We start from the raw sequence: 14,089 nt of genomic DNA, 5'->3' as shown, positions 1-14,089 counted from the left end.
TTTGCCGAAACATGCGCACTCCTCGTGGCCGCAGCCTTTCACCCGGGAGCAGTCGACGTAGGCCAGGGGCAGTTCCCGGGTCAGGTCCCCCTCTCCGGTGGCCAGATCCCGCAGCAGTTCCACCATCTGTCCCGTGCGCCGGACAGCGCTGCGTCGACGGAATCTACGGTTTTTTCAGGGTCCACATAGCCGCCGGCCAACTCGATCGGGTCCGCCCCGGTTTGGGCCAGAATGGCCAGGGCCAACGGTTCCAAGCCCTTTTCGCGGGCAATCGTGGCCTTGGTTCGTCGCTTGGGCCGGTAGGGCAGGTAGAGGTCCTCCAAACGCGACATCGATTCTGCGGCCTGCACCTGGGTTTGGAGATCCTCGGTCAAGTGGCCGTGCTGCGCCAGAGACTTCAGGATGGCTTCCCGACGGCTGTCCAACTCCTGCAACTGGCCCAATCGGTCCCGGATGGCGGACACGGCTACTTCGTCCAAGCTGCCGGTGGCCTCTTTGCGGTAGCGGGCAATAAAGGGTACCGTGGCGCCGTCTTCCAGCAGTTGGGCAACGGATTTGATCTGCGCTGGATTTAAGTGCATTTCCGCGCTGATGAGGTCAATATGGGAAAGGTTAGTTGGGATTGTTGAGTTCATTGAGTTTATTGTGTTCATTGGGTTTGTTGAGTGTTAATTCGCTCATAGCCAATAGCTCGTGGTAGACAGACTTATCCGATCTCCGTACTCCGACTTCAGTCTTCAGTCTGCGGATTTCGGGCTTCACTCGGCGCCTGGCGGTGTTTGCAGTCGCGGTTGGGGCAGACGTGTACGGTGCCGTCCCGTTTGGTTGTTTTTTCGACCATGTAGGCATTGCCACAGGCGGGGCAGGGGATGGCCACCGGCTTATCCCAAGTGGCGAAACTGCATTTTGGATACTGGTTGCACCCGTAGAAGATTTTACCCCGTTTGGATGATTTTTCCACGACTTCGCCGTCGCAGCCCTTTTCGGGACAGGAGACCCCGGTAGGCTTGGCATTGGGTCCACCGTTTAGGGACTGGGTATGTTTGCATTCCGGGTAGCCGGTGCATGCGAGAAAATCTCCATATCTGCCCCGTTTGACCACCATGGGTTTGCCGCACAGTTCGCAGACTTTGTCGGTCGCTTCGCTTTGTTGAACCGGTGCCACCGGAGCGATGACCCCTTTTTCATCCCGCTCGTAATCGCTGGAGTAAGTGCATTCCGGATAGCCGGAGCAGGCCAGAAAATGGCCGTTCTTCCCCATCTTGATGCGCAGGGCGTTTTTTTGGCACAACGGGCAGGTCAGGTCCGTGGGCATGCCAACGCCCTTGACGCTGAGCATGCTTTCTCCGGCTTCTGCCAGTTTCCGGCTGAAGGGGCCGTAAAACTGGTTGAGGATCGTCAATGCCTCCACCTCAGACTGTTCCACCCGGTCCAGGTCGGTCTCCAGGCGGGCGGTGAACTCTACATCGAAGATTTCCGGAAAGCTGGCAATCAGCAGATCGTTGACGATGAATCCCAATTCCGTGGGCCTGAAATACCGGTTGATCAGTTCAACGTAGCCCTTGCCCCGAATGGTGGAGAGAATGGCGGCGTATGTGCTGGGTCGGCCGATGCCGTTTTCCTCAAGCTCTTTGACCAGGGACGCTTCTGAAAATCGTGGCGGCGGTTGGGTAAAATGCTGCTTGGGATCGATCCCCAGCAGTTCCAGCTGGGATTTTTCAGCCAACTCCGGCAGTGGCTGGCTTTTCCTGCTGCTTTCCGCTTCGTCATCGGCACTTTGATACACGGCGAGAAAGCCGGGGAATTTTACCGAAGAGCCGCTGGCTGTGAATGTGTAGTCACCGGCGGCGATGGAGAGGGTCTTTTGATCGATGAGCGCCTGGGCCATCTGGGAGGCCACGAAACGCTGCCAGATGAGGGTGTACAAGGCCAGCTGATCTTTGGACAGATAGCGTTTGACCTGATCCGGCGTGTGATGGACCGATGTCGGGCGAATGGCTTCATGGGCGTCCTGAGCCTTGTTTTTATTCTTGAAGAAGCGCGGCCGGTCCATGGCGTATGCCTTGCCGAACCGCTGGTTGATCAGCGCCAAGGCTTCCTGCGCCGCCTCGTCGGCGATGCGGGTGGAGTCGGTCCGCATGTAAGTGATCAACCCCACGGGTTCACCCGGACCCAGGTCGATGCCTTCATAGAGCTGCTGGGCCACCATCATGGTTTTTTTGGCCGAAAAGCGAAGCTTTTGAATCGATTCCTGCTGGAGCTTGCTGGTGATGAAGGGCGGCAAGGGATTGCGCCGTGTGGTCCTTTTGACGACTTTGTCAACGACGAATTGAGCGCTTTCCAGGTCTTTTAAGACAGCCTTGGCTGCGGCTTCATCCGGGAGTTCGATCTTTTCCCCATTTTTTCGCACCAGCTTGGCCGCAAATGCCGGCGGTGCCACTCCTTTCAGATTGGCGGTGATGGACCAGTACTCCACGGGTGTGAAAGCCTGAATGGCCCGCTCCCTGTCGCAGATAATACGCACCGCCACAGACTGCACCCGGCCGGCGCTGAGACCGCCTTTCACCTTTCGCCACAGCAGGGGCGAAATCTGGTAACCCACCAGTCGGTCCAGGATGCGGCGGGTCTGTTGGGCTTCATACTTGTCCCGGTTCATATCCTGGGCCTTCGTCATGGCCTCGAGAATCGCTTTTTTAGTCAGTTCGTGAAACAGCACCCGGTGAAAATTGCGCCCCTTTTTTTTGAGCACTTCCGAGGTGTGCCAGGCAATGGCCTCCCCTTCTCGGTCTGGGTCGGTGGCCAGATAGATGTCTGTCGCATCGCCGGCGGCCGACTTCAACTGGCTCAACACTTTTGTTTTTCCAGGAATCGTCTTGTATTGCGGCGTGAAGTCGTTTTCGATGTCGATGCCCAGGTCTTTGCTGGGCAGGTCCTTGATGTGTCCGACGGTTGCGGCCACGTTGTAGTCGTCGCCGAGATATTTTTTAATCGTTCTGACCTTTGTGGGTGATTCTACGACCACCAGGGGTTTACTCACTGGATACCTCTTGATTGGGTTTGTGTTGTCGATCGACGCCGGGCGTCAGGCAGAACCGTTTGCCCGGTGATTGGACCACCAGTCCTTTGAGTTCCAACTGAAGCAGCAGCCCGGACAGGCGGCCTGACGAAAGCGTCAGGCGTCTGGCCAGGTCATCGATGTGAACGGGGTCGGCTTCAAGACTACCGATAACCACGGCTTCGTCATCCGTCAATGCCGGTAATGCCGGTTTCGGTGGTGTTGATGGGCGCTGCCCACGGGGTTGAATGTGCTCAAATTCATCCAGGACATCCCCGGCATGCACCACCAGTTTAGCACCCGCTTTGATCAGGGTATGGGTGCCGACGCTTTTGAACGAGTGAATGTTTCCAGGGACGGCAAACACCTCCCGGTTCTGCTCGGCGGCCAAGCGGGCGGTGATCAGCGATCCACTTCGGCCAGTGGCCTCCACCACGACCGTGCCGTGGCACATGCCACTGATGATTCGGTTGCGGGCCGGAAAATGGTGCGCATCCGGGCCGGTATCGAGGGAAAATTCGGTGACCACGGCACCATTTTCGGCGATCTGGTGGAACAACCGTTTATTTTCCCTGGGGTAAATGTGATCGAGGCCGGTACCCAGTACAGAAACCGTACGCCCGCCGGCGGCGATGGCACCTGAATGAGCCGCGGTATCCACCCCCCTGGCCATACCGCTGACGATATTCACCTGCTGCCTGACCAGTTCCATACAAAGCTGGCGTGTAGTGGTCATGCCATAGTCGGTGGCATTGCGGGACCCCACAACGGCGATGTTCAGCCCGGTGTCCGGCAGGGATCCGTAAACGTATAAAAATGGCGGCGGGTCAGGAATCTGGCTCAGGAGCGGGGGAAAACGAGGATCTGCCTGGGTGACGATGGTGTATCCTTTTTGGCGGACCGCGTCCAACTCCCGGTCAACCGCATCGGGGACCCGGTGATGTTGGATGGATGCGGCCAGTCGGACCGTGACACCCTGGACCGCTTGCAACGCAGGGCCGTCTGCGATCAGGACGGCTTCGGGCGATCCGAACTGCTCCACCAGCCGTCGAAACAACAAATTGCCGACCCCTGGCACGCTTTTCAGGGCGAACCAGGGCCGTAACGAAGCCATCTATTTTCTCCGGGTCTGCCATGCCAGCAGGATGGGGCTGGCCACGAAGATTGACGAATAGGTGCCGACCAGGATCCCGACCAGCAGGGCAAATGAAAAATCGTGGATGATTCCGCCGCCCAGGATGAACAGGGCGATCACGACGATCAATGTCGTACCTGACGTAAGGATGGTTCGGCTCAATGTTTCATTGATGCTCTTGTTTAAAATGATGCTCAGGGGCTCTTTGTGATATTTGCGCAGGTTTTCCCGGATGCGGTCGAATACGATGATGGTGTCGTTGAGGGAATAGCCGATGATGGTGAGCAGCGCAGCAACGATGGGCAGGGTGAATTCTTTGTCGAAGAGGGAGAACATGCCCACGGTGATGGTCACGTCATGGATCAGGGCCACAATGGCTCCCATGGCATATTTGAATTCAAAAAACCAGAAGATGACCAAAGAGACGACCAGGGCGGCAAGCATGAGAAAGGGAACGGAGACATTGAACAGGGAAAGCAGGTAGACCGCCCCCATGATGGCGGCTGCCACGATGCCGCTCATGGCCCATTTCAGCTCAAACCGGCCGGAGATGTAGACGGTGATCAAGAGCAGGGCGTAAAACATGGCGAAGAGGGCCTTTTCTCGCAGGTCCTGCCCCACCTGGGGGCCGACCATTTCGACGCGACGGATCTCAACCGGCACATTGGTGGCTGCCTTGAGATTTTTTTCGATCTCCTCCGCCAGTCCTTCCATGGCCGGGTTGCTGGCATCGGTGCGGATGAGGTACTCATGATCGTCCGCCTGACCGAATTGCTGAACCGCAGAAGCGGCCAGTTCCATTGCTGTCAGTCCGGACTTGATTTGGTCGATGGTGACGGGTGCCTCGAATTTGACCTGGACCAGGGTGCCGCCGGCAAAGTCGATCCCGTAGCGGGGGCCCCTGTTGACCACCAGTGAACCGATGCTGATCAGAATCATCACCAGCGACAGTACGAAGGCGATTTTGCGTTTTCCAATGAAATTGATGTTGATACCCGGTTTGATAAACTGCATGAATCAAGTCCTTGATTGTGGTTTTGCGTTGCCGGCCAGGGTGCAACAGTCTGTTAGATGCTGATGGTTCGAGCTTTACGATTGATCAGCAGAAAATCGAATATGGCGCGCGTCAGCACCAACGCGGTGAACAGGCTGGCCACCACCCCGAGACTCAAGGTGACGGCAAAACCCTTTACCGGACCGGTACCGAATTGAAACAGCACCAGGGCGGCGATCAGGGTGGTGACGTTGGCATCCATAATCGTCAGCGTTGCCCGCGCGTAACCGGCATCCACGGCTGCCCTGGGTGTTTTGCCCAGAGTCATCTCTTCTCGGATCCGCTCGAAGATCAATACGTTGGCATCCACCGCCATGCCGATGGTCAGGATGATGCCGGCGATACCCGGCAGGGTGAGCGTGGCACCAAAACCAGCCAATCCGCCGGCGATGAGCAGGATGTTGAGAATCAGGGCGAAATCGGCCACAATTCCCGATCCTTTGTAGTAGACGATCATGAACAGGATCACCAGGATACCGCCGACACCCATGGAAAGCAGGCCCATCTGGATGGAGTCGGTCCCCAGAGAGGGACCGACGGTCCGCTCTTCCAGGATCTGGACGGGTGCCGGCAGCGCACCGGCACGCAGCACGATGGCCAGGTCCCTGGCCTCTTCGGTAGTGAAATTCCCCGTAATGCGGGCCTCTCCCCCGGCAATTTTGTCCTGAATGACCGGTGCAGAGTAGACGTTGTTGTCCAGCACGATGGCCAGGCGTTTTTTAACGTTTTCACCGGTAATGCGCTCGAAGAGCCGGGCCCCTTTTTTATCGAAGGTGATCGAGACATACGGCTCATTGTACTGACTGTCGATCTGCACCCGTGCATCGGTCAGATACGCCCCGGTCAAGGATGTGCGCTTTTTGATCAGATAGGGTGTTTTCTGGACGCGGCGGGTCGTCGGGTCTTCCTTGGTTTCGTAAAGGATTTCGCTGCTGGCGGGAATGTTTCCACTCAGCGCGGCGTTCACGTCGTGATCCTCGTCCAGCAGTTTGAACTCCAGCAGGGCGGTCTTGCCGATCAGCTCTTTGGCACGCTGGGTGTCTTTGATGCCCGGCAGCTGGACCAGGATTCGTCGCTCGCCTTGAATGCGGATGTCCGGCTCGCTGACCCCAAACTGGTCAATGCGGTTGCGGATGGTCTCCAGGGCCTGATCCACTGCCAGGTTGCGGATATGATCGGCTTCCTTGTCGGGAAGGTCAAGTACGATCCTCAGCACACCGTCATTGACGGTCCGGTCGGCAATCCGAAGATCGCGGAATTCTTCGTCCAGCAGGTCTTCGAAACGCTGGATGTTGTCCTCCTCGGCGACCTTAACGGCCAACTTGACGGTTTCCACCCGTTCGATGCCCAAGGTGCGAATCCGTTCTTTTCTCAACAGATCCCGCATCTCCTGGCCCACCCGCTCGATGGTGTTTTCAACGGCTTTGTCAGCATCGACCTCCAGCACCAGGTGCATGCCGCCCTGAAGATCGAGGCCCAGGTTGATTTTTTTATGGGGCCAGACCCCGGGTTGAAATGTCGGAATCACATACACCACAGCGGCAAGGATGACGGCCGCAATCACGATGAGCCTCCACGAAAGATTCTTCAACGCTTCGTTCCTTTCACGATATACACGGCAAAGCCCCAGCCGCCGTTTCACCCCTGGACCGACTGCAGGCGAAACCGCGGTCGTTTCAGGTCAATGGTCCGGTGGCAATGGGGCTTTTCAGGAAAAACCGATTTGAATTTAGGATTTGCCGTTGTCGGTTTTGTCTTTCTTTTCTTTTTTGGGCGCGGCCGGGGGTGGGGAGGTCTGCATCAGCGCGGACACGCTGCTCCGGTTGACTTTCACGCGAACTTTTTCAGCGATTTCCACTGTCAGCGCGCTTTCCGAGACGCCGGTGATCCGTCCGTGAAGACCGCCACTGGTGATAATCCGATCACCGGTTTTCAGGTTGTCAATCATCTGCCGATGCTCTTTGGTTTTTTTCTGTTGGGGGCGGATCAGCAGAAAATAAAAGATGACAAACATCAAAATCAGCGGAATGAACGACGCGAATCCTCCCGAGCCACCTGGGGCGCCTGCCCCCCCCTGTCCCATAGCGTAAGCGATATTCATTGGTATCAAAACCTCCTGTCGGATATTTCAAGCGGCCGCCGGTATACGCTTGATATCGCATTCGCCGGCGTCATGCTTGTTTGGCAACCGTTAAAAGTGGCGCTGGTATACTGCAAATCATCCGCCCCGTCAAATAGTTCCTTTCGGATGGGAAACGATCCCGGTCAAAATATAGCGGAAAACGCCCAACCGGGATGAACCGGAAACAGCACAATAGATACTCCAACTATTCAATAACAAATCACAAGCACCAAATCTCCAAAAAAATCCAAATTACAATTTCCAAATCTCAATTAAGATCAAACCCAGCCGTTTGTTTGTTATTTGGTTTTTGGTGATTGTGATTTGTCTTATATGGGAGGGGTCTCCGCGGCTTTGGTTTTCTTGTCGTAGACAATCTCCATCTGGCCGGGGATCAGGTCATCCCGGCCGATAATGGTGATTCCTATCGATCGTTTACCCTCCAGGTCACTCAGTTCCTTTCGTTTACGGTTGAGCAGATAGGCCGCCACCGGGGCGGGCAACTGTGCCGTGACTTGAAAGATATCCGCTTTTAAGGTGTCCAGCTTGAGTTTCCTTAAAACACTCAGCCCCAGGGATTCCGCGGACGACACCTGGCCTTTTCCGCCGCAGCGCGAACAGGTTTCCATGCTGCCAAAATCGATGGATGGCCGCAGGCGCTGGCGGGAGAGCTCCAGCAGGCCGAATTTTGAAATTTTACCGATTTTAACCCGGGCCCGGTCCTGCTTCATGCTGGCGCGAAGTGTTTTTTCCACCTGATTGCGGTGCTTTTGTTCGCGCATATCGATAAAATCCACCACGATGAGGCCCCCCAAGTCACGGATCCTGAGCTGCCGGGCGATTTCTGAGGCGGCTTCGAGGTTGGTCATCAATGCAGTCTCTTCGACGTTTTTCTTCTGGGTGCCTTTACCGGAGTTGACGTCAATGGCCACCAACGCCTCGGTGCGCTCGAGGACCACCGATCCGCCGGACTTGAGCGTCACGCGGTTGTCGAATATCGTCGCGATCTGGTCTTCCAACTGGAACCGGGTGAAAAGGGGTTTGTCCGATTTATGAAACTTGACGATGCTGGTCTGTTTCGGCGCGATAATGTGGACGAAACTTTTCACTTCCTGGTGGACGGCCTCATCGTCGATCAAAATTTCCTTGATGTCGGGGGTAAAGTGGTCGCGGATAGAGCGGACGGCCAGGTTTCGATCCTTGTACAGGGCCGAGGGCGCCTGCGCCTTCACGGCCCGGGCGGTGATGTTTTTCCACAGGCGCAACAGGTACTGGATATCCTTGGCCAGCATGGTTTTGGTGCAGCCCTGGCCGGCGGTGCGGATAATAATACCGAAGCCTTCGGGCAGATCCAACTTGTCCACGATCCCCTTGAGCCGCTTGCGTTCGGTTTCGTCTTCAATTTTGCGTGAAATGCCCCGGCTGTCGCTTCCCGGCATCAGCACGGCGTAGCGACCGGGCAGAGAAATGAAGGTGGTCAGCATGGCCCCTTTTTTCATGATGGGGTCCTTGGTCACCTGTACCATCAGCTCCTGGCCACGCTTCACCAGGTTCTGGATGGTGTTGCCGTTGGCCGGTGGACCTTGATAATAGTCGCTGTGAATCTCCTGCTTTTGCAAAAAACCGTGACGTTCGGCACCGAAGTCCACAAACACGGCCTGAAGGCTGGGTTCGACGCGGGTGATCACCCCTTTGTATACGCTGCTGTGAAGAATTTCCCTGGCTGTGCTTTCGATATGAAATTCTTCCAGGCGGCTGTCCTTGACGATGGCGAGGCGAACCTCTTCAGGGTCCACAGCGTTAATGAGAATTTTACTGGTCATTAGGAGGCGGCTCTGTTCCTTCCACTTTGGGGTTGTCAATGTTAAATTCGTATAAATAAGGAATTGTTACAACCAAGTCAATGGGTTTTTAGGCAAATTCCACAAAAAGAAAGACCCGCGAAATCGATAAGCGATCGACGGACAGCCGGCCTTATCTTCCAATCACCCGGTTAGACGCCATCGACCAGGGTGTTACGGTCGGTGGGATGGCCAGAACGGCTCTTGATCTTTACCGGGCTTTATGGCATGAGGATGCACGCAAGTCTAACCAAAATTAATAATATTCGCAAGAAGATAGGAAGATTCATGGATTCACGCTATGATCCCCCGTCCATCGAAGCCAAATGGCAGAACCGCTGGCAGGACGACCGGTTGTTCAATGTCGTCGAGAAGCCTGACCAGGAAAAATATTACCTGCTGGAAATGTTTCCCTATCCATCGGGTAAAATCCATATGGGCCACGTGAGAAATTACACCATTGGAGACGTCGTGGCCCGCTACAAACGGATGCGCGGATTCAATGTCCTTCACCCCATGGGCTGGGATGCCTTCGGTATGCCGGCTGAGAACGCGGCCATTGCCAACGACACCCATCCGGCCAAGTGGACCTATGAAAATATCGACGCCATGCGGATCCAGCTCAAGCGATTGGGCTTCTCCTATGACTGGGACCGGGAACTGGCCACCTGTCGCCCCGAATATTACCGCTGGGAGCAGTGGCTCTTCCTCAAGATGGTCGAGCGGGGCATGGCTTACCGCAAAGAGTCCTACGTGAACTGGTGTGAACCCTGCCAGACGGTGCTGGCCAACGAGCAGGTGGAGGCGGGTTTGTGCTGGCGCTGCGGAAAACCGGTACGCCAGAAGAAATTGTGGCAGTGGTTTTTCAAGATTACCGACTTTGCCGAAGACCTGTTGGTCCATTGCGACTTGCTTCCCGGTTGGCCGGACAAGGTGACCACCATGCAGCGCAATTGGATCGGTAAAAGCGTCGGTGCGGAGATCCGTTTTCCCGTGGCGGAGAGCGAGGCGGTCATCAGCGTGTTCACCACTCGACAGGACACGGTCTTCGGGGCCACATTCATGTGTCTGGCACCTGAGCACCCGTTGGTCCCCCAACTCTCGGCGGGTACCGACCAGGAGGCTTCTGTTGCGGCTTTCGTCGAGCGCATCTCCCTTCAGGACCGCTCCACCAAGGCCATCGAAAACTATGAAAAGGAAGGCGTGTTTACCGGCGCTTATTGCATCAACCCCATGAACGGCCGCAGAATGCCCATTTATACGGCCAACTTCGCCCTGATGGAGTACGGTACCGGCGCCGTCATGTCCGTTCCGGCCCACGACCAGCGGGACTTGGATTTTGCCCGTAAATACGGCCTGCCGGTAATCGTGGTGGTCAGTCCTCATGACGAGGAACTGGAGGGCGACACCATGAATGCTGCCTATACCGGTGACGGGACCATGGTCAATTCCGGGGATTTCAACGGATTGGGCAACCGGGAGGCCATGGAAGCCATTGCCGCCTTTATGGATAAGAACGGCATCGGCAAAAAGACCATCAGCTTCCGGCTGCGAGACTGGGGCATCTCCCGACAGCGTTACTGGGGCGCGCCGATTCCCATGATTCACTGTGACAACTGTGGCATCGTTCCCGTACCCGAGGCGGACCTACCCATCGTGCTGCCTGAAGATGCCAACCTCCTGGATGGCGGACGCTCGCCGCTTCCTGTGCTGGCGGCATTTTGCAAGGCCCGTTGCCCCGGGTGCGGGAGAGAGGATGCCCGCCGTGAGACCGACACCATGGATACCTTCGTGGAGTCATCCTGGTATTTCCAGCGGTACTGCAGCCCCCGCTGCGACACGGCCATGTTCGACACCCGGGCGGTCGACTACTGGATGCCGGTGGACCAGTATATCGGCGGTGTGGAACACGCCATTTTACATCTGCTCTATTCACGCTACTTTACCCGAGTACTCGAATCGTTGGGACTGGTAAAATTCAAAGAACCGTTCACCCGGCTGCTCACCCAGGGTATGGTCTGCAAAGAGACCACGGCCTGCGCTGAACATGGCTTTCTTTTTCCTGAACAGGTCGCGGAAGACGGCGATGGCCGGCGGACCTGCCTGAAATGCGGCCAGCCGGTGGCGATCGGGCGGGTCGAAAAGATGTCCAAATCCAAAAAGAATGTCATCGATCCCAACATTTTGTTGGACGAATATGGGGCCGACACCACCCGGCTCTTTTGCCTGTTTGCCGCACCACCCGAACGGGATCTGGAGTGGAGCGAGCAGGGCGTGGAGGGCAGCTTCCGGTTTCTTCAGCGAGTCTGGCGGTTGGCCGAACGTTGGTTGCCGCTGCTGGATGATGGTGCACCCGACCCGGGCGATCTCCAGGATTTAAATGAACCCTTCCAGGAACTCTATCGAAAAACCCATGCAACCATCAAGCGGGTCACTCAGGATATCGAGGACCGGTTTCATTTCAACACGGTCATCAGTGCGGTCATGGAACTGGTCAACGCCATGCAGGCCATCGACGAATCTGACTCGGATGGCAAGGGTAATCGGACCATGCGTTTTTCCTTGGAGACGACTCTGTTGCTGTTGTCTCCCATTGTTCCCCATTTCTGTGATGAGCTGTGGGAGGCCCTTGGCCACGCGGACAGTATCCTGCTTTGCCGCTGGCCACATTTCGACGAAGCAGCCACGATAAAAAATGAGGTCGAAATGGTTGTCCAGGTGAACGGCAAACTGCGCAGCCGGTTCTCGGCCGATTTGGATACCGACGAAAACACGCTGAAGCAACGGGCCCTGGCAGACGAACGGATCGTCCGGTTTGTCGACGGAAAGCCGATAAAAAAGGTGATTATAATAAAAAACAAGCTCGTTAATATTGTTATTTAAAATGAAGTGTTAAGTGATAACGTGTTAAGTGTTAAGCGAAGGATTGGAATCGATTTCATACAAGCCGGTACAACCCTTTTATGACCTGTGGGTTATACGACCAACTAACAGATTCATAGCATCGGGTACCCGTTTAGAGGCATATATTCGATAGTAGCCATCAACTGAATCACTTAAGACGCAAAGCGTAACACTGAACGCACCACTCAAAAGGGGTGTTGATGAAATTCAGATGGGGTACAATCGGGTTGGTTGGTTTTTTGGCACTGGCGCTAAGCGCATGCGGCTACCACTTTGCCGGCAGCGGGGGGTTTCCAACCGGTGTATCCCGGGTATTTATACCCATCCTGGAGAACCGGTCCGCCGAAACCGGCGCGGAGAGCACCTTCACCAACGACCTGATCTATGAATTCACCCGGAACCGAAAGGAAAGCTTGGCTCAGGACCGGTCTTCGGCCGATGGTATTCTGAACGGGACCATCGTTTCCATCTCGGTGGAAAATATTGCCCGCTCAACGGTGTCGACGGCGGTGGAGCGCCGGGTGACCGGTACACTGAACCTGCGACTGGAATCTCCCGAGGGACGGATACTATGGTCGTCTGGCAATATCGTCGAGCGCCAGGCCTATTCGGTTGTGGATGGGAATAAAACGGCAACGGATCGGAACAAATCCGATGCCATTGCCGTCGTGTCCAGAAAACTGGCAGAATCCGCCTTCGACCGGCTGACGGATGACTTCTGATGATTGAGCGCCCGCACCGCCACGCTTGGAACGCATTGGGCAAAAACCATCGGCGGCCGCTTACGTCTGCCGCTGGGTGCCGGCACGGGTCAGGCTTGCTGAGCGTTGACCTGGCGGTTGAGACGGGAAACCTTGCGAGAGGCGGTTTTTTTGTGGAGCACCCCTTTTTTTGCTGCTTTGTCGATGGCGGATTTGGCTGCGTTAAGCTGCTCTACGGCATTTTCCGTACCTTGCGCCACGGCAAGGCGCACATCCTTGACCACGTTTTTTACCCGAGTTTGAACGGCTTTGTTGCGCAGGCGCCGACGCTCATTCTGGCCGGCGCGCTTCAATGCTGATTTATGGTTGGCCACCTTCTGTTACTCCTTTCGGAAATTAATTGGGAAAATACAAAACTTCCTGATATCCAAAAAAATGTGGCAAGTCAAGGGTTATTGTGCCTTCCACTTCAGATCAGGAGCCTATGAATTCAGAGGCCGGACACGAGGTAATCCGTGAGAACCGCAATGTCACCCGCGCCGCCGGGGTGGTGGGGGGGGCGACCTTGCTCAGTCGTCTCTTCGGCTATGTCCGGGACATGGTATTGGCCTCTTTTTTTGGTGCCGGAATGACGGCGGATGCCTTTATTGCCGCCTTTAGGATTCCCAACCTGCTGCGCCGCCTGTTCGGGGAGGGGTCGTTGAGCATCGCCTTTGTGCCCGTTTTCACGGACACCCTGCTCAGGGGGGGGCGCGAGGATGGACTTCGCCTGGCCGTGAGCGCCTTGAAACTGCTGCTGGTCTGCCTGTCGGTCGTATCGATCATTGGCGTGGTCGCCGCGCCAATCCTCATTCAGGCGGTCGCCCCCGGGTTTTCCGACTTGCCGGAGAAGATGGACCTGACCGTCACACTGACGCGTGTCATGTTTCCCTATGTAGCCCTGATCGGACTGGTGGCCTTGTGTATGGGGATTCTCAATGTGCTGGGCCATTTCGCGGCCCCGGCCATCGCGCCGGTCCTGTTGAACCTGGCCATGATCGGCGCCGTTTTTGCCGTTTCCCGGTTTTCGGATTCCGAAACGATTCAAGCCATTGGGCTGGCCGGCGGGGTGCTGTTGGGCGGAGTGCTGCAACTGGCCCTGCAGCTGCCTTATCTGGCGAAACATGGCGTCCGGTTCTGGGCACGTTCCGGACTGTGGCATCCGGCGATGAAAAAGGTCGGCATCCTCATGCTTCCCACCATTTTTGGTGCGGCGGTCTATCAGATCAACATCTTGG

Annotated in this window: 11 protein-coding genes; 3 read left to right on the top strand and 8 right to left on the bottom strand. The window is 56.1% G+C overall.

The window, feature by feature from the left end; all coding sequences use genetic code 11:
- Positions 1 to 80 precede the first annotated feature (80 nt).
- The 7 genes from ABYV26_RS09710 to ABYV26_RS09680 form a co-directional block, all read right to left on the bottom strand.
- On the bottom strand, positions 81 to 635 hold the full coding sequence (locus ABYV26_RS09710) for a Tex-like N-terminal domain-containing protein (RefSeq protein ID WP_372680479.1): 555 nt from the start codon (positions 633 to 635) through the stop codon (positions 81 to 83).
- A gap of 95 nt (positions 636 to 730) precedes the next feature.
- The gene (gene topA, locus ABYV26_RS09705) at positions 731 to 3,037 is read right to left on the bottom strand and encodes a type I DNA topoisomerase (protein ID WP_372680477.1); all 2,307 of its coding nucleotides are present in this window, start codon (positions 3,035 to 3,037) and stop codon (positions 731 to 733) included.
- Positions 3,030 to 4,169 (bottom strand): DNA-processing protein DprA, encoded by a 1,140-nt coding sequence (gene dprA, locus ABYV26_RS09700; protein ID WP_372680475.1) that lies wholly within the window; start codon positions 4,167 to 4,169, stop codon positions 3,030 to 3,032. The genes topA and dprA overlap by 8 nt, the downstream gene beginning before the upstream one ends.
- A complete protein-coding gene (secF, locus tag ABYV26_RS09695) occupies positions 4,170 to 5,204 on the bottom strand; it encodes a protein translocase subunit SecF (protein ID WP_372680473.1) in 1,035 nt (344 codons plus the stop codon).
- Positions 5,205 to 5,257: 53 nt separating this feature from the next.
- Positions 5,258 to 6,808, bottom strand: coding sequence for a protein translocase subunit SecD (gene secD, locus ABYV26_RS09690; RefSeq protein ID WP_372680471.1), 1,551 nt, complete (start codon positions 6,806 to 6,808; stop codon positions 5,258 to 5,260).
- Between the two features lie 165 nt (positions 6,809 to 6,973).
- Positions 6,974 to 7,345, bottom strand: coding sequence for a preprotein translocase subunit YajC (gene yajC / locus ABYV26_RS09685; protein WP_372680469.1), 372 nt, complete (start codon positions 7,343 to 7,345; stop codon positions 6,974 to 6,976).
- Between the two features lie 350 nt (positions 7,346 to 7,695).
- Positions 7,696 to 9,189: a ribonuclease E/G gene (locus tag ABYV26_RS09680; RefSeq protein ID WP_372680467.1), complete on the bottom strand. Its 1,494-nt coding sequence runs from the start codon at positions 9,187 to 9,189 to the stop codon at positions 7,696 to 7,698.
- A gap of 306 nt (positions 9,190 to 9,495) precedes the next feature.
- Here ABYV26_RS09680 and leuS point away from each other — a divergent pair, with 306 nt between their 5' ends.
- Positions 9,496 to 12,090: a leucine--tRNA ligase gene (leuS, locus tag ABYV26_RS09675; RefSeq protein WP_372680465.1), complete on the top strand. Its 2,595-nt coding sequence runs from the start codon at positions 9,496 to 9,498 to the stop codon at positions 12,088 to 12,090.
- 221 nt (positions 12,091 to 12,311) lie between these two features.
- Positions 12,312 to 12,833 (top strand): LPS assembly lipoprotein LptE, encoded by a 522-nt coding sequence (gene lptE, locus ABYV26_RS09670; RefSeq protein ID WP_372680463.1) that lies wholly within the window; start codon positions 12,312 to 12,314, stop codon positions 12,831 to 12,833.
- A gap of 89 nt (positions 12,834 to 12,922) precedes the next feature.
- Here the strand turns inward: lptE and rpsT are convergent, their stop codons facing one another.
- Positions 12,923 to 13,186, bottom strand: a complete 264-nt coding sequence (gene rpsT / locus ABYV26_RS09665) for a 30S ribosomal protein S20 (RefSeq protein WP_372680461.1) — start codon at positions 13,184 to 13,186, stop codon at positions 12,923 to 12,925.
- Between the two features lie 110 nt (positions 13,187 to 13,296).
- Between rpsT and ABYV26_RS09660 the strand changes: the two genes are divergently transcribed.
- On the top strand, positions 13,297 to 14,089 hold a 793-nt coding region (locus ABYV26_RS09660), incomplete at its 3' end, for a lipid II flippase MurJ (protein WP_372680459.1).

It is taken from the genome of Desulfosarcina sp. (assembly GCF_041551955.1).
GTDB lineage: Bacteria > Desulfobacterota > Desulfobacteria > Desulfobacterales > Desulfosarcinaceae > Desulfosarcina.
Note: the sequence above shows the minus strand (reverse complement) of the source record. Positions and strands in the feature narration are given on the sequence as shown.

What these genes read in the sequence shown, in the direction of transcription:
- ABYV26_RS09710 (WP_372680479.1), bottom strand. Translation starts at nt 635, where the DNA reads ATGAACTCAACAATCCCAACTAACCTTTCCCATATTGACCTCATCAGC.
- dprA (WP_372680475.1), bottom strand. Translation starts at nt 4,169, where the DNA reads ATGGCTTCGTTACGGCCCTGGTTCGCCCTGAAAAGCGTGCCAGGGGTC.
- secF (WP_372680473.1), bottom strand. Translation starts at nt 5,204, where the DNA reads ATGCAGTTTATCAAACCGGGTATCAACATCAATTTCATTGGAAAACGC.
- yajC (WP_372680469.1), bottom strand. Translation starts at nt 7,345, where the DNA reads ATGAATATCGCTTACGCTATGGGACAGGGGGGGGCAGGCGCCCCAGGT.
- ABYV26_RS09680 (WP_372680467.1), bottom strand. Translation starts at nt 9,189, where the DNA reads ATGACCAGTAAAATTCTCATTAACGCTGTGGACCCTGAAGAGGTTCGC.
- leuS (WP_372680465.1), top strand. Translation starts at nt 9,496, where the DNA reads ATGGATTCACGCTATGATCCCCCGTCCATCGAAGCCAAATGGCAGAAC.
- lptE (WP_372680463.1), top strand. Translation starts at nt 12,312, where the DNA reads ATGAAATTCAGATGGGGTACAATCGGGTTGGTTGGTTTTTTGGCACTG.